The sequence below is a fragment of the Corynebacterium sp. H130 genome (assembly GCF_037572395.1).
GTDB lineage: Bacteria > Actinomycetota > Actinomycetes > Mycobacteriales > Mycobacteriaceae > Corynebacterium.
On sequence record NZ_JBBHLA010000004.1, the window covers coordinates 203,469 to 219,228 of the forward strand.

General features: G+C 58.0%; 16 protein-coding genes and 1 riboswitch. Of the genes, 7 read left to right on the top strand and 9 right to left on the bottom strand.

The genetic code is table 11. From position 1 onward, the window contains the following. The first annotated feature begins 4 nt into the window (after positions 1-4). The 4 genes from deoC to rbsK are packed head-to-tail and all read left to right on the top strand — an operon-like array spanning position 5 to position 3,861. Entirely contained in the window at positions 5-661 is a 657-nt protein-coding gene (gene deoC / locus WG939_RS09095; RefSeq protein ID WP_445227897.1) for a deoxyribose-phosphate aldolase, read from the top strand. Continuing rightward, on the top strand, positions 658-1,962 hold the full coding sequence (gene fucP, locus WG939_RS09100; RefSeq protein WP_339984944.1) for an L-fucose:H+ symporter permease: 1,305 nt from the start codon (positions 658-660) through the stop codon (positions 1,960-1,962). The genes deoC and fucP overlap by 4 nt, the downstream gene beginning before the upstream one ends. A 4-nt stretch (positions 1,963-1,966) precedes the next feature. Next, positions 1,967-2,965, top strand: coding sequence for an aldose 1-epimerase family protein (locus WG939_RS09105; protein ID WP_339984946.1), 999 nt, complete (start codon positions 1,967-1,969; stop codon positions 2,963-2,965). Then, positions 2,962-3,861 (top strand): ribokinase, encoded by a 900-nt coding sequence (gene rbsK, locus WG939_RS09110; protein WP_339984948.1) that lies wholly within the window; start codon positions 2,962-2,964, stop codon positions 3,859-3,861. Before WG939_RS09105 ends, rbsK begins: the two co-directional genes overlap by 4 nt. Positions 3,862-4,421: 560 nt before the next feature. Here the strand turns inward: rbsK and WG939_RS09115 are convergent. The 3 genes from WG939_RS09115 to WG939_RS09125 all read right to left on the bottom strand — a co-directional run bounded on the left by WG939_RS09115 (position 4,422) and on the right by WG939_RS09125 (position 6,946). Further along, positions 4,422-5,180, bottom strand: a complete 759-nt coding sequence (locus WG939_RS09115; RefSeq protein ID WP_339984950.1) for a hypothetical protein — start codon at positions 5,178-5,180, stop codon at positions 4,422-4,424. Positions 5,181-5,237: 57 nt separating this feature from the next. Beyond that, positions 5,238-5,597: a hypothetical protein gene (locus WG939_RS09120; RefSeq protein WP_339984952.1), complete on the bottom strand. Its 360-nt coding sequence runs from the start codon at positions 5,595-5,597 to the stop codon at positions 5,238-5,240. A 15-nt stretch (positions 5,598-5,612) separates the two neighbouring features. Then, positions 5,613-5,739, bottom strand: a riboswitch (SAM riboswitch). Positions 5,740-5,773: 34 nt separating this feature from the next. Then, positions 5,774-6,946, bottom strand: a complete 1,173-nt coding sequence (locus WG939_RS09125; protein ID WP_339984954.1) for an alpha/beta hydrolase — start codon at positions 6,944-6,946, stop codon at positions 5,774-5,776. 87 nt (positions 6,947-7,033) lie between these two features. Here WG939_RS09125 and WG939_RS09130 point away from each other — a divergent pair, with 87 nt between their 5' ends. After that, positions 7,034-7,420 carry a VOC family protein gene (locus WG939_RS09130; protein WP_339984956.1) on the top strand — a complete coding sequence of 129 codons (387 nt, stop codon included), beginning with the start codon at positions 7,034-7,036 and terminating at the stop codon, positions 7,418-7,420. Here WG939_RS09130 and WG939_RS09135 read toward each other — a convergent pair. Continuing rightward, a complete protein-coding gene (locus WG939_RS09135) occupies positions 7,347-8,219 on the bottom strand; it encodes a hypothetical protein (RefSeq protein ID WP_339984958.1) in 873 nt (290 codons plus the stop codon). The genes WG939_RS09130 and WG939_RS09135 overlap by 74 nt on opposite strands. A 3-nt stretch (positions 8,220-8,222) precedes the next feature. Then, entirely contained in the window at positions 8,223-9,497 is a 1,275-nt protein-coding gene (locus WG939_RS09140) for a hypothetical protein (RefSeq protein ID WP_339984960.1), read from the bottom strand. Between the two features lie 131 nt (positions 9,498-9,628). Between WG939_RS09140 and WG939_RS09145 the strand changes: the two genes are divergently transcribed. Together WG939_RS09145 and WG939_RS09150 are read left to right on the top strand one after the other, a co-directional pair. Beyond that, positions 9,629-10,510: a hypothetical protein gene (locus WG939_RS09145; RefSeq protein ID WP_339984962.1), complete on the top strand. Its 882-nt coding sequence runs from the start codon at positions 9,629-9,631 to the stop codon at positions 10,508-10,510. Beyond that, positions 10,511-11,353, top strand: coding sequence for a hypothetical protein (locus WG939_RS09150; protein WP_339984964.1), 843 nt, complete (start codon positions 10,511-10,513; stop codon positions 11,351-11,353). Positions 11,354-11,376: 23 nt separating this feature from the next. On the opposite strand, the gene WG939_RS09155 is transcribed toward WG939_RS09150, so the two are convergent. The 4 genes from WG939_RS09155 to WG939_RS09170 all read right to left on the bottom strand — a co-directional run bounded on the left by WG939_RS09155 (position 11,377) and on the right by WG939_RS09170 (position 15,673). Continuing rightward, the gene (locus WG939_RS09155) at positions 11,377-12,147 is read right to left on the bottom strand and encodes a fumarylacetoacetate hydrolase family protein (RefSeq protein ID WP_339984966.1); all 771 of its coding nucleotides are present in this window, start codon (positions 12,145-12,147) and stop codon (positions 11,377-11,379) included. A gap of 47 nt (positions 12,148-12,194) precedes the next feature. After that, complete coding sequence (locus WG939_RS09160; protein WP_339984968.1) at positions 12,195-13,187, bottom strand: LacI family DNA-binding transcriptional regulator; 993 nt, start codon at positions 13,185-13,187, stop codon at positions 12,195-12,197. 75 nt (positions 13,188-13,262) lie between these two features. After that, a complete protein-coding gene (locus WG939_RS09165) occupies positions 13,263-14,576 on the bottom strand; it encodes an anaerobic C4-dicarboxylate transporter (protein ID WP_339984970.1) in 1,314 nt (437 codons plus the stop codon). 146 nt (positions 14,577-14,722) lie between these two features. After that, positions 14,723-15,673: a dihydrodipicolinate synthase family protein gene (locus WG939_RS09170; protein WP_339984972.1), complete on the bottom strand. Its 951-nt coding sequence runs from the start codon at positions 15,671-15,673 to the stop codon at positions 14,723-14,725. Positions 15,674-15,760: the final 87 nt, after the last annotated feature.

Below are 15,760 nucleotides of genomic sequence, written 5' to 3' on the forward strand. Positions count from 1 at the left end.
ACCCATTTTGAAAGAGAGGTCACAGATGTCCGACCCAAAGCTCATAGATCACACTCTGCTGAAGCCAACAGCGACAAAGGCTCAAGTGGAGCAGCTGATTGACGAAGCCATCCAGGCAGATTTCGCCTCCGTGTGCGTGAATCCAACGTGGGTTCCACTCGCAGAAGCTAAGCTCAACGGAACTAATGTAAAAGTGTGCACCGTGATCGGGTTCCCACTTGGTGCGAACACCACGGCCGTCAAGGCTTTTGAGGCCGCTGACGCGGTGAAGAATGGTGCTCACGAAGTCGATATGGTCATCAATGTCGGCGCAGCGCTGGAGGGCGAATGGGAATTCGTCGAGGAAGACATCGCAGCCGTCGTCACCGCAGCCCAGCCTGCTTTGGTGAAGGTCATCCTGGAAACCTGCTACCTGGATGAAAAACAAATCAAGGAAGCATCCAAGCGCGCCGTCGCAGCAGGCGCCGACTTCGTCAAGACGTCCACCGGCTTCGGAGATGGTGGCGCCACCGTCGAGGCAGTCCGCATCATGCGCGAAACGGTCGGGCCGGACATCGGTGTGAAGGCTTCTGGTGGTGTCCGCACCCCAGAAGACCTCGCTGCCATGGTCGCCGCGGGCGCAACCCGCATTGGCACCTCGAATGGGGTGAGCCTGATATGACACTCATCAAGGACCCAACCGTCCAGCAGAAAGACGGCTACCTGGACCGAATGCCATGGTTCCAGTTCATCCTGATCTCCATCTGCTTCCCCATGTGGGGCGCCGCCGCCTCGCTCAACGACATCCTGATTACCCAGTTCAAGTCGATCTTCACGCTATCTGACTTCGCCTCCGCCTTCGTGCAGTCCGCGTTCTACGGCGGCTACTTCCTCATTGCCATCCCAGCATCGCGCGTGATCAAGAAGTACAGCTACAAGCTCTCTATCCTGATCGGCCTGTCCCTGTACATCGTCGGTTGCACGCTGTTCTTCCCGGCCTCGCACATGGCAACTTACAGCGTCTTCCTCGTCGCACTGTTCGCCATCGCCGTCGGCCTGTCCTTCCTGGAGACGTCCTGCAACACGTACTCCACCATGCTTGGCCCGCAGTCCTCGTCCACTCTGCGCCTGAACATCTCCCAGACGTTCTACCCACTGGGCTCCATCTTCGGTATTTTGCTGGGCAAGTACCTGGTCTTCACCGACGGTGACGCCCTGCATGAGCAGATGGCCACCATGACCGCCGAGGAAAAGACGGCCTTTGCAGAGGAAATGCTGCAGCGCACCCTGACTCCGTACCAGTTCATCATCATGGTGCTGGTGGTCCTGCTCATCATCGTGGCCCTGACCCAGATGCCAAGCTGCAAGCCGCTTCGCGACGACTCCCACGAGGCCACCGCCTCCATCGGCGAAACCCTGTCCTACTTGGCCGGAAACGCTAAGTTCCGCCGAGGCATCTTGACTCAGTTCCTGTACGTCGGCATGCAGACTGCCGTGTGGTCCTTCACCATCCGCCTGGCGCTCAACCTGGACACCAGCCTGAACGAACGCACCGCGTCGACTTTCATGATCTTCGCCTTCGCTGCATTCTTCCTGGGTAAGTTCCTGGCCAACATCTTCATGTCCAAGATCGATCCAAACCTGGTCTTGATCGGCTATTCGTTGCTGGGCTGCCTCGCCCTGCTGTACGTGATGTTCGTGCCAAACATCACCGCTGTCTACGCCGCCATCCTCACCTCGGGCCTGTTCGGACCATGCTGGGCAACGATTTACTCCCGCACCCTGGACGCCATCGAGGACAAGCGCCATACCGAAACTGGTGGCGCCGTGATCGTGATGTCCATCATCGGCGGCGCCGTGGTCCCACTGATCCAGGGCCTAGTTTCCGACAACACCGGCTCCATGCAGCTCGCCTTCGGCGTGAGCCTCGTCTGCTTCGCCGCCGTGCTCGTTCACTTCATCCGCTTGTACAAGGAAGGCTAAGGTCATGTACAAGATCCCATTGCAGCGCGGCGCCTACCGCAGCAACACCACGCTCATCACTTCCGAAGAATTCACCGTCACCGCGTGGACCTACAACTCCGGTGTCGAAACCGTCCGCATCGAAAACAGCCGCGGATACGTCGAAGTCCTGCCGTTCCTCGGACAGATCATCTGGGACGCAAACTTCGACGGCACCTCGCTGACCATGAAAAACATGTTCACCGAGCCAAAGCCAGCCGACGTCATCGTCGACACCTACGGCTGCTTCGCATTCCACTCCGGCCTGCTCGCCGCTGGCTGCCCAGCCCCCGACGACACTCACCCGCTCCACGGTGAGTTCCCATGCGCGCTTTTCGACGAAGCATGGCTCGAAATCACCGAAGACAGCATCGCCATCTCCGGCTCCTACACCTACGTGCAGGGCTTTGGCCACCACTACCGCGCCGTCCCAGTCGTCCGCCTGGGAGCCGGGGCCACTGAGTTCGACATTGACCTCGAGGTGACCAACCTGAGCAAGTACCAGCCCATGCCACTGCAGTACATGTGCCACATGAACTACGCCTACGTGGACGGTGCCGAATTCGGAGGCAGCCTGCCAGCCGACGCATTCAAGCTGCGCGAATCCGTTCCGGCTCACGTAAATCCAACGCCCGAATGGACTGCGTTCAACGAGGAAATCGTCGGTAAGCCTTACCCAGCCCTCACCGAGCCGGAGAAGTACGACCCAGAAATCGTTTGGTTCGCCGACGACCTGCCACAGTACGGTTCGGACATTGAGGTGACGATGGGCGACTTTTTCACTAAGTTCGATTCTAAGGAGTTCCCAGTAGCAACCCGGTGGGTGCTGTACAACGCTGACCAGCAAGTTGCTGCCTTCGTCCTGCCGGGCACGTCCCGACCAGAAGGCGCCAACGCTGCTCGAAAGGCAGGCACGCTCATCGAACTGCCAGCTGGCGAAACCCGACAATTCCACGTTCGAACGGGCTTGAGGAGCACGAAATGATCGCCGTCGTCGGATCCAACATGGTGGACCTGATCACATACATCGACCGGATGCCTGGACCAGGTGAAACCATCGAGGCCCCAGACTTCCGCATGGGTTGCGGTGGCAAAGGCGCCAATCAAGCCGTCGCTGCCGCCCGCAACGGGGCAGAAGTGCTCATGGTTACTCGCGTGGGTAACGATGCCTTCGCCGCCAACACTAAGGCCAACTTCGCAGCCAACGGCATCGATACCAAATACGTCCTCGATACCGACGCTACCAGCGGGGTTGCCCCGATCTTTGTGGATGAGAGCTCCCAGAACTCCATCCTGATTGTCAAGGGCGCCAACGCGAAGCTCACCCCAGAAGACGTGGCAGCAGCGCGCGCCGACCTGGCTAAGTGCAGCCTGATCGTCATGCAGCTCGAAATCCCACTGCCAACGGTCTACTACACCATCCGTCTGGCGAAGGAACTCGGCGTACCGGTCGCACTGAACCCAGCGCCGGCCCAGCCAGATCTCAAGCTGGAAGAGATCACCGACTGCACGTACTTCATGCCAAACGAGTCCGAGCTTTCCCTGATCACCGGCATGCCAGTAAGCACCCTCGATGAAGTTCGCGCGGCAGCGGAATACCTGCGCCGTCAGGGCATTCGCAACGTGATCGTCACCCTCGGCGCCCGCGGTGTGCTCTGCCTCAACGATGACGGCGAGATCTTCACCCCACCATTCCCAGTCGCCGCAGTCGACACGACCGGTGCCGGCGATGCCTTCATCGGCTGCTTCGCCCACGCTGTCGACGCAGGTTATGGCCTTGAGGATGCACTTAAGCGCGCTGCCTACTACGCCGCCGACTCCGTCACCAAGCGTGGCACACAGTACTCCTACGCCCGTGCGGAGGACATCGAGTTCCCATAACTTGCTGTGGGTGAGATTTCCCCCGCGAGGTTGTCAGATTTTGCTCGGATCTGGCAGTTTCGCGGGGGATCTTTCCATCACAACGCCTCTCCACCGGTTGCCGCTTCTGAGCACGTCACCGAGCATGAGTGTAGGAAAGGGGAAATAGTGTCTGAGTAGTGGCGGCAGCGCTTCATCGACAACGGTTGGTCAATTGAAAACATCGGGCCCTGGGAGGCTGTGAATTCCCCGAGCTTTGGCAGCACGGAGCTGTCGTTCGCTATTCCTGACCTGGTAAGCGATCCTCTCGAAAACGCCGTTATGATTCTGCGAATCACCAGCGAGAAGTAGAAGCTATTTGGCAAGAAGAGCGAAACCGCCAGCTACAACATCGATCCAATGGGGGATGGGGACCTCATTGTTGAATACCTCTCGGAAATTGCTGGACCGATCACGAAAGAACAAGTCCTCGAGTTCCTGGAGCTACACACCATGGCTCTATTCCAAGAAATTTAGTCTGAGCAGAGGGGCACTAGCAGCTGGCCAGAAAATTCAACATCTCAAACGATATGGGATTTTGGTTAATCTGACCAGATTCCATTTTCCAAGCGAGTGCGTCCGACAAACGGTCCCAAGTACATTGATCGTTGAATAGTGGTGGACAAGCGCTTGCCCAGATAGAGATCCTGAATCTCTTGAGGGGCAGTCTTGCCGATGAACTCGATCCGATCCTCGGGCTTGGCAGTTGTGTTGATGAAGTACTGCGTCGAATTGGCGGGCAGCCATGCCGCCACTGACATTACATAAACGATGCGCTTTTCGACGACACCTGCCAAATACTCAATTTGCCCCGCCTTTTCCGGGTGGATGCTCCACGCGCCACGCGTGGATTCGTACAAAGCTGCCTCGTCGTCGCCATAGCGTTCGTAGGTATGGCGAATGGGAACAGCAGCCATATTGTGCCTGACCTCGCTCAAGACTTCGTCCTCGAGCCTCTTGAGCAATGTGCGTGCATCAATTCGCCCGTATTGAAGAGCGCCCGCGCCACGGGTTTTGTTCAGAAGTGCATCGATCCCAATGAGATCAATCGCTGCGGCTTCCACCTTTTTGGCAGTTTCTTCATCGAGCCCAAAGGCCAGAATGTCTATTCCATAGCTGCCTGCACTGATTCTGTCGTTCACCAAATCATTGTGCGAGCCTCGCTCATGGGAGAACCCGCGACCGGCCTTGCCTCTGCCGATATAGAACGGTTCATTGGTCGCTTTGTCGTAATAGACATACACATAGTCGCCCAGTAATTCAGCCTGGTGCTTACTGATCTTTTGGGAAGGCGAGGTCATGATTTGGAGTTTAGCGAAAATCATCATGAAATCCTTCCCGTGATAAGGCAATCGGGCCTATTCGCAAGGCCCCATTTCCCGCAACCTCTGTTCTAGGTAAACGTCCCCCACTGGCACCATGCGCGGGTAGTAGATTTTGTTTGCCTTCGTTTGTTGCAGGGGCCGGATGAGGTCATATCGATAGTCGTACCCCCACTCGATGTGGCTTTGGGCTTGGAAAAGTTCTGCCACCTGCTCGGGTCGGTGCATCCAGAACCAGAGTGGTCCGCCTTGGTCGATGGTTGCTTGGAACATTTGGCCGTCGATGAGCGTCACGCGGAAGGGAAGCAGTCTTTCCGATACATTTTTCGTGCTGGCAAACACGTGGCCGTGGTATGGGCGGTGGCCAGGGGCGTAGCTGGTGCAGTTGAGCTGCATGATGGGGTTCCTAAAAAATCGCAGTTCCTCCACGCGGACCCGTGCGGAGGCGGATCTTCCTTTACGGGCACCGTTCTTGCAGATTGCGATTTAGCGGTTGCCAGCTGGCCAGGTAAAGGGCTTGGGGCCAGGCTTCGTGATCCTACGGAAAGGATAACACGCCTAGACTAAGCTGTCTAGTAAAGTGCCTCGCGAATGTATTCCCAGCCTGGCTCGAAGTGCTGGTTGAAGTTTGGCCATTCGTGGGAGCCGTAGTCGGTGTAGACGAATTTCGCATCGTCGTGGACACCATGGATGGTCATGGCGTTGTCCAGCTCTTGGGTGCACGTGCGCACGCCAACTTCGAGAGCATTGGATGCCATCGGCGCCGGCTGGTTGAGCCACGCATCGCGCTTGGCCGGGTCCACAACGCCACTGCCTGCGGAAAGATACATGCGGGTGCCGTCGAGTCCGCTTGGGTCGCCCGGGACGTGGTGGCGACGCCAACCTTCGGATCCAAATCGTCCCCACATGTTGTCCAGGTCGCCGCCTCGTGACCTAATCATGAGGTACGTGGTCTCGTGGCCGATAGTGCTCATGGTGGAGTAGCAGCCGGAAATACCAAGAACTGCCTGGTAGAAACCAGGATTCAGGTTCGCGATCATCACGGAGGCGCTCGCACCCATCGAAATGCCACCAATGGCGCGCTTGCCATTGAAGTTCACGTCGGATTCCACGAGCCCCGGCAGCTCCTTGGTCAGGAAAGTCTCCCACATGTGGCGCCCCAGTACTGGGTCTTCCTTCTCCCAGTCCATCCACAGCGATCCGCGACCGCTGGTTGGCATCACGATTGTCACATTGTCCTGAATGCCGGACAGATCGCCCTGGTAGAGGAAGTCGCCGATGGCGTCCGCGTTGACGCCGTCCAGGAGGTACAGCACGGGCGCGCTTGTCGACGCATCCTTCTGCGGCTTCACCAGAACTTCGACGTTCCGCTTGAGGGCGGGACTCGCAATAACCCATCGTTCGGCCTGGCCTTCAGGCGTTTTCGAGATGATCGCAGGCTCCGTGATCCCATCGACCGTCGGTGGGGTAGGACGAAGTTCGATGCCGCCGAAGACAGTTTTTTCGGAGGAGCCGAGGAGGGAAATGGAGCTGAGCAGACCGTTCATCCACGCTTGGGAGGCAATCGGGGAGGAGAACAAGTTCTCGTAGAAGGAGTGCTCCCAGTCCTCTGGGTAGGTCGACAGTGCGGTCACGGCGGAGCTGCCGACAACCCCGCCCGGTTGGAAATCAGAAGATTGGGCGTGGGCCGATGGGGTGAAAGCTAAAGCCGTCGTTAAGGCGATCGCCACAATTCTTCTGCGCACTACAGCCATCCTTTTAGAATTAGTTTGTTTACCTAAAGTTAATATCACGAAACTGTTACAAAGCGTTAGCAGCGTAGGCTGGCGGTCATGATCAAACTGGACCATGTTGCCGTTTACGTGCGCAATCTCGAGGCGATGAAAGACTTCTATGTCACCTATTTCGGTGCGACGGCCAACGAGGGCTACCACAATCCGAACACTGGACTGCGCACCTATTTCCTGTCCTTTGGTGGCGAGGCACGCGTCGAAATCATGCAGCGCCCGAGGCATGAGGTGGAGCCAGATCCGCGGCGAACTGGCTGGATTCATGCTGCTTTCACGGTAGGGGCGAAGGCCGACGTAGATCAGCTAGCCGAGCGCCTGAAGGCGGACGGGTTCACCATTTCCAATGGTCCGCGAGTTACTGGGGACGGCTACTACGAGGCCGTGGTCGTGGACCCGGAAGGAAACGACATCGAAATAGTTGCAGACTGACGCACACCAGGCAGATCGCAACCCACCAGCCGACTAACTCCCAGGTAGGCACCCAACCTGGGTAAGAGAGCTGTCGACCAGCCACAAGTAGAACGGTGGCGATAATGACCGAGGGAACTGCCCCGGAGGTGGACAGCAACAGCCCAAGAAGAATCCCGCAGAGCAGGACGAATGCTCCGGCCGCCAGGAAATAAGGCTCAAAGCCGGACAGGTGTTGGTTGCGCACCAGGATGGGATTGATTTCGCGGAAATGTGTCAAGGTATGAGCTAGGCTGACGCGCTTGCCACCTGCGAAAAGAGCTCCATATGGTGCGGGATTGAGTCCCAGCGTGCGGGCTGTTTCCGGCGTGATCAGGATTTCAGCATCCGGGTCGAGTGAGGCCTGTGGGTGCAGTTCCAGGTGTTCGCCATCGAAAGAGACAACAGCGCCACCATTTTCGAGCGTGCGCTGCGCCTCCGCGCGGTCTACCGACTCCGGCAAGAGCTGAGCCGCTGACGGCGAAGCAACAATCAGCGCGCCCCGCGTTTCATATTGCGGGTTGAAGTTAAACGTCCGCTGCAGCACGCCATCAGGATGAGCTTTTGGATGCCCTGATAGGTAGAGGTCAACACGGATCGGGGCGTCTAATTCGTCCTGGATGCGGACGAAATCTTCCTCCGAGGCTTGCCCAATAATTTCTGCGCCCACCACCGGCACTTCGCGGGCGGAGTAGGGGATCGCCAAGATCAAGGCAAAGCCCATGGCCAGCAGCCCAAAAGTGGTCAACAACGTGGAGGAAATCAGACGAATGGTGGACATGAATTAGTTCAGGACTTCCACTTCGTACTGCGTAGTCTTGTCGAGGCGCGGCGTGCCCCATGGCAGGCTGGCGTCAGTTTGGAAGTACACCTTATCGAAGTGCAGGCGAATGCGTTTGCCCACGTACTGACGCCACGGCCCAGTGGTGTCCGGGCCGGCGTATTGCATGATTTCGTTCTGGCCGAGGCCGATGCTATCCACCGGCTTCGTGATGGAGCTATTCGCCTTCTGCCCAGTCACGCTTTGTTCTGGTTCGAGCTGCAAAACGATGTATTCGCTGCCCGGCGCAACCTCATATGGAAGCGGGTTGCCCCTCGAAACACCCATCGGATCCTTCACCACGACCACACCCTCAACGGACTGCGGTAGGGCGGACTTTTTGGTGTCTTCAGGCCCGGCCGGACGCAGCACCACCTGCGCGTTGTTGCCTCCCGAGCACACCGTTTCGGCTTCATTTCCAACGCAATTCATCGCGTAGCTCTGCCCCGTCACCGGGCTCGCGGCCTCAACTGTAAACGTGCCAGTCTTTCCCTGCGCAGCTCCAGCCACCGACTTCGCGAACGCGCACGAGGTCACGCTGGTTCCGGTTGCGACCGCGACACCAGCCACCACGCCACACTTCTCGACGACCGTAGCCTTCGCCTCCGCTTTCGGCTGCGCCTGGCCCTGTCCAAGCTGGTTCAACGCGCTCCGATCGGATGCAAGAGTCCACTCGATAGGCTTATGCTCGGCGTCTTCCAGATTTGTGGAGGGAAGTTGCTCCTCTTGCCCGGTTGCGACCAACTCCTTGTCGCGAATCTCAAACTTGCGCACCGACGCGGTTGGGGATACCGACTGCCAGGCCGCCTCATACAGTCCAGTTCCTGACTTCGACTCCAGGATCTGACCACGGCCACCACCTGCCGAGGCTGCCCCTTCAATCACAACCGACTTGGTGTTGAACAGCTCTCCGCCTGCCGGCTTGCTGAAGACGGTCACCGGCGCCCAGTAGTCCTTCACGTCTGCTCGGACTAGGAGTTCGGGGCGATCATCGCCAGTGACTTCGGCGATGGCGTAGGAGTAGGTGCCGCTAGGGGTGAAGTGATCAGTTTTGTTGAACTCGTAGGCGCCAGGGTTGTCGAGGACTTTGCTGTAGACGTCGATAAGCTCGGTATTTGCGTTTTCGGGCGCGGCCTCCGTGACGACCTCCACGATGGTCTGTGGCGCAGGTTTATCGGTGGTTCCGGAAGAACAGCCGACGAGCAGAGCAGTGCAGGCAAGGATCGCGAATCGACGCATATGACACCCCGTTTTAATTTTTTTAGTATTCCCTATCAGGGTAGCAGGGATTGTCTCAATTTGATGACAGTGCTGTGACTGAGGGCACCCTGCGTTAGCATCATTGAATAAATCTGCAATAGGGGGTGAATATGTTGCGTCGGGTTGGTGAAGCTGAACCGCTTCCAGAGCGCTATCTCCCGATTTTCCTGGGAGTTTTGGCCGTACTGTTTACTGTCGTTCCGCTCGTCTTTGTGAGCCTGGTCTTCTTCGGTACCCACCCCGGCGCCATCCCAGGATTACGCTCGGCGGAGAAGAAACTGGCCCCTGAGCTGGAACAAAATATCGGGGCGCTACCGGCAGGATTCCACGCCGAAACGAACATCATGGTCGCCGGAGGGGTCAGTATTTCCGCACGTGGCCAGGGAACCGTCGCGCAGGGTGCAGACACCCACCGCGTGCTTCTCGACGCCATTGACCGCACCGACACCGGCAAGACAAAAATCGCCGCTGAGACAACGGTGCTGATTGGGGAATCCATGGTCACCATTGCGGGACAAGATCGGGCGAATTTGGAGGCGATGACGCCGCTGGCCGGAACTCTCGTGGACCCAGCCTTGCAGGTCCGTATGACGCTCGACGAGCCAAAACTTTTGGTCCGGGCGGCGCACCAAACCACAGAATCAATTGACTCGGTGCACAGCACCGCGGGGCCGTGTGCCGCGTCCCGCGCCGAATTCATCTCCCACATCTCCGAGATCGCAGCCCTGGACGAACAAGGAATCCCCGTGGTCGGCGACTTCATGCACTGCGCGGATTCCGTTCCCGGCGCCTACTTCGGTGAGCATGTTTCCCCGCAGGCAGCCAAAGACCTCGATCGACTCTTGAACAGCCAGCTCGGCGGAACCGTGTTCTGGGCCAAAGTCGGCGACAACGGCAACATCAACGTCCGATTCAAATCCGGCTCCGAAACTGCCGAGGCGCAATGGAAAGAAAAGTGGCCCCACGGCGAAGTGAAGGTGTTTAAGGTCTAGATGAATTCGTTCGAAAAGTACGCAATTACGCTTCTGGTGTTGTTCTGCCTGCTCGTGGCAGCAGTTATGTCGCCAATCCTGTTGGCTCCGTTCGGCCTCAAGCCCTGGGACATTCCGGGCACTTACCCGGTGGAAAAGCGAGTAATCGCCGATATCAACGACAATCTGGCACCCCTGCCACCCGGTTTCACGCATTCGGAGAATCCCAGATTTCTCGGTGGCGTCAGCGTTCATGTCGAAGGAAATGGAAACTTCTCGGACAGCGCGAAGGCCCATCGGGCGCTTGTCGACGCCGTCGGAAAAGCAGACCCGTATGGGGACGTCCACATTCAAACCGTCTCTGAAAGATCGGACTCGAAAATCGTGATTCAAGGGTCCAACGTTGAAAACATGGAGGTGTTAACTACGTTGGCAGACAACCTCGCTGGCCCCGCCGGAATGGTTCTGATCGAACTTGATGAACGATCGGTTTCGGTCTACGCAGGTGAAATCTCCCTTGTTGATGATGAACGTGCTTATGCTGGCCCATGCGCTGCCTCTCGGGCAGAATATGTGGCCAACCTGCCCGAAATTGCCTCGGCAACGGATGCAGGATTTTCCGTAGATGGATTTTTCACCTATTGCACGGACACCGAAACCCCAGGCGCCACTTTTGTAGAAGTTGCGGATACCAAAGAGATTGCGGAACTTGATCGGCTTTTGAACGGGGCGCTGGGTGACACCGTGGAACGTGTTGGACTCTTCGATAACGGCACTCTGACTATTACCCTCAAGCCGGGACAAGAATCCGCGGAATCGCAGTGGCGAGAGAAATGGAAATACGGCGAGGTCAAAGTGATGTAGGCCCCGCCGCGTATTGAGGTCAATCAGCCCTCTACAACCGGATTCCCTAGCCTGCCAATCCCGTCAATTTCGATGGTGATGTGGTCTCCATCGGCGAGCGATGCTGCGCCGGCCGGGGCGCCGGTCGCGATGACGTCGCCAGGCATGAGGGTGATGGTGGCGGAAACGTACTCGATGATTTTGCCCAGGTCGTAAATCATGTCGGCTGCGTTGCCTTCTTGGATCACCGAAGTGGTGCCGGCATGAGTGTGGTGAGCCCGGATCGCCGCTGCCTCTGGGACGAATGAAGGATCTTCGCGCACGATCCATGGACCGATGGGGGAGAAGGTGTCGGCGCCTTTGGCGCGTGCCCATTGGCCGTCGGATTGCTGTAGGTCGCGGGCCGATACGTCATTGGTGATGGTGTATCCAAACACGACGTCCTTCCAGTCGGAGGCGGGGACTGCCTTGCATTTACGGCCGATGACGATGGCAAGTTCGCCCTCGAATTCCACCTTGTGGGCGATGGATGGCATGACGATGGCCTCGTCAGGGCCGATGACCGAGGTGGGTGGCTTGAAGAAGATCATCGGCGGCAAGATTTCGCCTTTAGCGCGCGCCGGGTAGTTGCGGGCGAGAGCGCAAATCTTGGTCGGTTCGACGGGGGCCAGCACTTTTACGTCTGAAAGTAGCCAGGTGTTTGAAGTAGTGACGATCTTTTCGAAGGGGCTGCCGAGGATTTCCCGGCAGATATCGCCGTCTTCGAAGGTGCAGTAGGTTTCGTGGCCCTCGACGAGGATTCTTCCAATGCGCATGTGATTCTCCTAGAAGTAGAAAGAAGGGTGGATGCGCGTGTGGGGGATTACTGGGGACGGGCCGTTGTTTTGCGAGGAATAAGCGTTGGGACGAATTCCCGTCGCAACTCGTCGGACGCTGGGCCAAACAACTGGTCAAGCGCTGCGCTGGCGATTTGCTCGAACGGCACTCTGACCGTAGTCAAAGGCTTAGGCATTTGCTCCGCCAGTGGAGTGTCGTTGTATCCCACCACCGACAAGTCCAGCGGAACTTTCAGACCCATCGTTCGAGCTTGCGCCATCACACCCAGCGCCATCGCATCGTTGGCAGCGAACACAGCGGTTGGTCTGTCCGCCCCCAGCAAAGCTGTGGCATTTGCGACGCCCGCCTCAAAATCGAACAGGCTGTGCAGAATCCAGTCCTCCCGGATCTCAAGACCTGCTTCCTCCATTGCCCGGCGGAAGCCAGTGAGGCGTCGACAAGCGGTGGAGGCGAACTTCGGTCCGGGGCACACGGCAATATGGGTGTGCCCAAGATCGATGAGGTGGCGGGTGGCAAGGTAGCCGCCGAGCTCGTCGTCGCACCCGACGGAAGGGCTTTCCCCGTCGGTACGGATGGCGAGCACATGGTCAACGTTGGTGGAACGGAGGTACTGGGCGATGGGGTCATCGGTGCGGGCTGCGGTGATGACCAGGCCATCAACTCGGCGAGTAAGCAGCGTATCCGCCGCTTTCTTCACCACCTCTTCATCGTCGCCACAGACGGAAACCAACGCGAAGATTCCGCGCCTTTGAGCTTCCGCGTAGATGGCTTCGAAGAAGACGGCGCTCACGGTGTCCGAAATGCGGGGGACCAGCACGCCGACGGTGGAAGGGCCTTTTCGACGCATCGACGAGGCGACCACGTCTCGCCGATACCCAAGTTTTTCCGCGACAGCACGCACGCGCTCGGCTGTCTCGGAGTGGGACGGAGGTTGACGATCATCCAGGAGCCGGGAGGCGGTAGATACCGACACCCCGGCTGCTGCCGCGACATCCTTTAATCGAACAGGCTTCATCATCACTTCCGTCACCATCAGTTAGTTGAACCTGTCAATCATATCCGCTGGGGATAGCATCGCGGCACTTTTCTTCAGCTAGACCACGACTTGGGCGAGCCCAAAGCCGATGATCACGCTGAGGCCCACCGCCATCAAACCTGGAATGAGGAATGGGTGATCGAAGAATTTGTTGCCAAGCTTGGTCGTACCGGTGTCATCCAGTTCGCAAGCTGCCAGCAACGTTGGATAGGTCGGGATGATAAACAGAGCCGAGGTAGCAGGGAAGCAGGCCACCGCAGTTGCAGGGGAAACGCCGAGTGCAAGTGCTGTTGGGAACAGTGCCTGGGTGGATGCTGCCTGCGAGTAGAGCAGTGCGGAGGCGAGGATCACGATGATGGCAAAGACCCAAGGCTTGCCGGCGATGACGTCGCCAAGGTGTTGCTTGATCCAGTCCTGGTTCGAGTTCATGAACGTCGTGCCCAGCCAGGCCACACCCAAGATGCAAGCGCAGGCGTTCATGCCGGTGCGGAAGATCGAGGACGTTGGAATGTCCTTTGGATCAACCTTGCACAGCACGAGTATGGCGCCAGCTGCGGTGAGCATGCCACCAATTCGGGCCTGAGCCGCGGTGAGAACAGGGTTCTCGATGACGCCCACCTTCTCGGAAATCAGGATTGAGTAGGCGAGGACAATGATCAGTGCGATGAGGAACAGCAACACGCTGAGCTTGCCCTGGCGGGTGACGTTCAGGTTGTCAACGACGGAACCCTTGCGAGTGTTATCAGGAACGTAGCCAGGGGTGGCGTCGAGCTTGTCGGTGCCACGGGCATGATCCCAGAACATGAAGAACGTTGCCGTCAGGACAGTGCCGAGCAACGTGGCCGGGATGCACACGAGCAGCAGGTCGATGAAGGTCCAGCCGGAATTTCCTTTTTCCAGCTGGGTGGACAAGAACACCACGGCTGCCGAAATTGGGGAAGCTGTAATGCCCAAGAGGGAGCCTGCCACACCAACAGACAATGCGCGGGTTGGGCGCAGATTGTTTTCCTTAGCGACCTCCACGATGACGGGCATCGTTGCGAAGGACACCTGGCCGGTGGAGGCCATCAAGGTAAGCAGGTAGGTAATGAGAGGAGCGGTAATGTTGAGCAGCTTCGGGTTGGCTCTGAGTGTTTTGTCTGTGAGCTCGACCAGGTAATCCAGGCCGCCAGCAACTTGCATTGCCGACGCCGCGTAGATCACCACCATGATAAAGACGATGACGAGCATTGGCAGGTCACCCGGCTTAGCCCCCAGCAAAGACAGCGCAATGACGCCTGCGCCACCGGCAAACGCTACGCCAATGCCCTTTAACCGTGCTCCGAGCAGGATAAAGAAGAGGAAGACGATGAATTGTACAAGGACCATCATTTTAAAAATTCCTTGCTTGATGTGTTGTTGGTGCCGCTACCAGTCACACAATTCACGTCTGGTTGCGGCTAGGAGGGGATAAGCAAAAGGGGCTGCATCTCAAATTAGTAGGTGAGGTGCAGCCCCCTTCGTTAATGCTGAGTCTTTTACTTGTTCAGTGGGAACTCAACCTTGCCGAGCTTGGCTGCCTCGAGTGCAGCAGCGATCTCTGCGTGTGCGCCCTCTGCCAGTGGCAGGAGTGGGGAGCGGACAGTTGCGGTCTCGAGGACGCCACGGGCAACCAGGGCTTCCTTGAGCGCGACGGTGCCTTCCATGTGGGAGCCACGGTGGTAGACGTTCTGGGTGACTGGGAACAGCTGGTCGTGGATGGCGCGAGCTCCGTCGTAGTCATGTGCCTGGCCGGCCTTCAGGAGCTTGATAAGCAGCTCAGGTGCGATGTTGCCGTAGCCAACGAGGAGGCCGTCCACATCGAAGATGGTGTGGAGCAGGTACTCGTCGTGGCAGCTCATGATGGTCAGATCTGGGAAGGCTTCGCGGAGGATTGGGATTTCGGTGTCCCAACGACGCATGTTGCGAACGCCGTTCTTGGTGTAGTGGACGCCTGGCAGAGCTGCGATCTCGAGCTGGGTGTCGAGGTCGTAGGAGCACTTGGTGACGTCTGGGTACTGGAACAGAATCTCGTTCAGCCCGGACTCTTCGTAGATGGCCTTGTAACGATCCTGTGGGGCGCCTGGCTGGAAGCCGAAGCGGAGCCAGCCGTGGGATGGGTAGATCAGGCCGGCGGTAGCACCTGCAGCGACAGCGCGCTTTGCCTCTTCGACGGCAACCTTGGTGCCCTCACCAGTGATGCCTGCGACAACTGGGACGCGGCCTTCGGTGGAAGCAACGAATGCTTCGATGACTGCGACCTGCTCGTCCTGCGTCATGAAGGTGCCTTCACCTGCGTGGCCTAGGACTACGAGGGAAGTGACCTCTGGGAAGGTGCCGAGCCAAGAGCCGAGTCGCTCGATGCCCTTGAAGTCGATCTCTCCGTCTGGGGTGAACGGGGTGACTGGGGCTGGGTTGAGTCCTCGGAGGTTAGGGACTGGAACGCTCATGATGTACTCGCTTTCTGGAGTGTCCGGTTAGCTATGGGAACGTTTGCGGGAACGTTTGCATTGTATGGTTTCGTGAATTCAGAAAGC

Coding starts and splice junctions, on each gene's coding strand:
- fucP (WP_339984944.1), top strand. CDS start 658: ATGACACTCATCAAGGACCCAACCGTCCAGCAGAAAGACGGCTACCTG.
- WG939_RS09105 (WP_339984946.1), top strand. CDS start 1,967: ATGTACAAGATCCCATTGCAGCGCGGCGCCTACCGCAGCAACACCACG.
- rbsK (WP_339984948.1), top strand. CDS start 2,962: ATGATCGCCGTCGTCGGATCCAACATGGTGGACCTGATCACATACATC.
- WG939_RS09115 (WP_339984950.1), bottom strand. CDS start 5,180: ATGACCTCGCCTTCCCAAAAGATCAGTAAGCACCAGGCTGAATTACTG.
- WG939_RS09120 (WP_339984952.1), bottom strand. CDS start 5,597: ATGCAGCTCAACTGCACCAGCTACGCCCCTGGCCACCGCCCATACCAC.
- WG939_RS09130 (WP_339984956.1), top strand. CDS start 7,034: ATGATCAAACTGGACCATGTTGCCGTTTACGTGCGCAATCTCGAGGCG.
- WG939_RS09135 (WP_339984958.1), bottom strand. CDS start 8,219: ATGTCCACCATTCGTCTGATTTCCTCCACGTTGTTGACCACTTTTGGG.
- WG939_RS09140 (WP_339984960.1), bottom strand. CDS start 9,497: ATGCGTCGATTCGCGATCCTTGCCTGCACTGCTCTGCTCGTCGGCTGT.
- WG939_RS09145 (WP_339984962.1), top strand. CDS start 9,629: ATGTTGCGTCGGGTTGGTGAAGCTGAACCGCTTCCAGAGCGCTATCTC.
- WG939_RS09150 (WP_339984964.1), top strand. CDS start 10,511: ATGAATTCGTTCGAAAAGTACGCAATTACGCTTCTGGTGTTGTTCTGC.
- WG939_RS09155 (WP_339984966.1), bottom strand. CDS start 12,147: ATGCGCATTGGAAGAATCCTCGTCGAGGGCCACGAAACCTACTGCACC.
- WG939_RS09160 (WP_339984968.1), bottom strand. CDS start 13,187: ATGATGAAGCCTGTTCGATTAAAGGATGTCGCGGCAGCAGCCGGGGTG.
- WG939_RS09165 (WP_339984970.1), bottom strand. CDS start 14,576: ATGATGGTCCTTGTACAATTCATCGTCTTCCTCTTCTTTATCCTGCTC.
- WG939_RS09170 (WP_339984972.1), bottom strand. CDS start 15,673: ATGAGCGTTCCAGTCCCTAACCTCCGAGGACTCAACCCAGCCCCAGTC.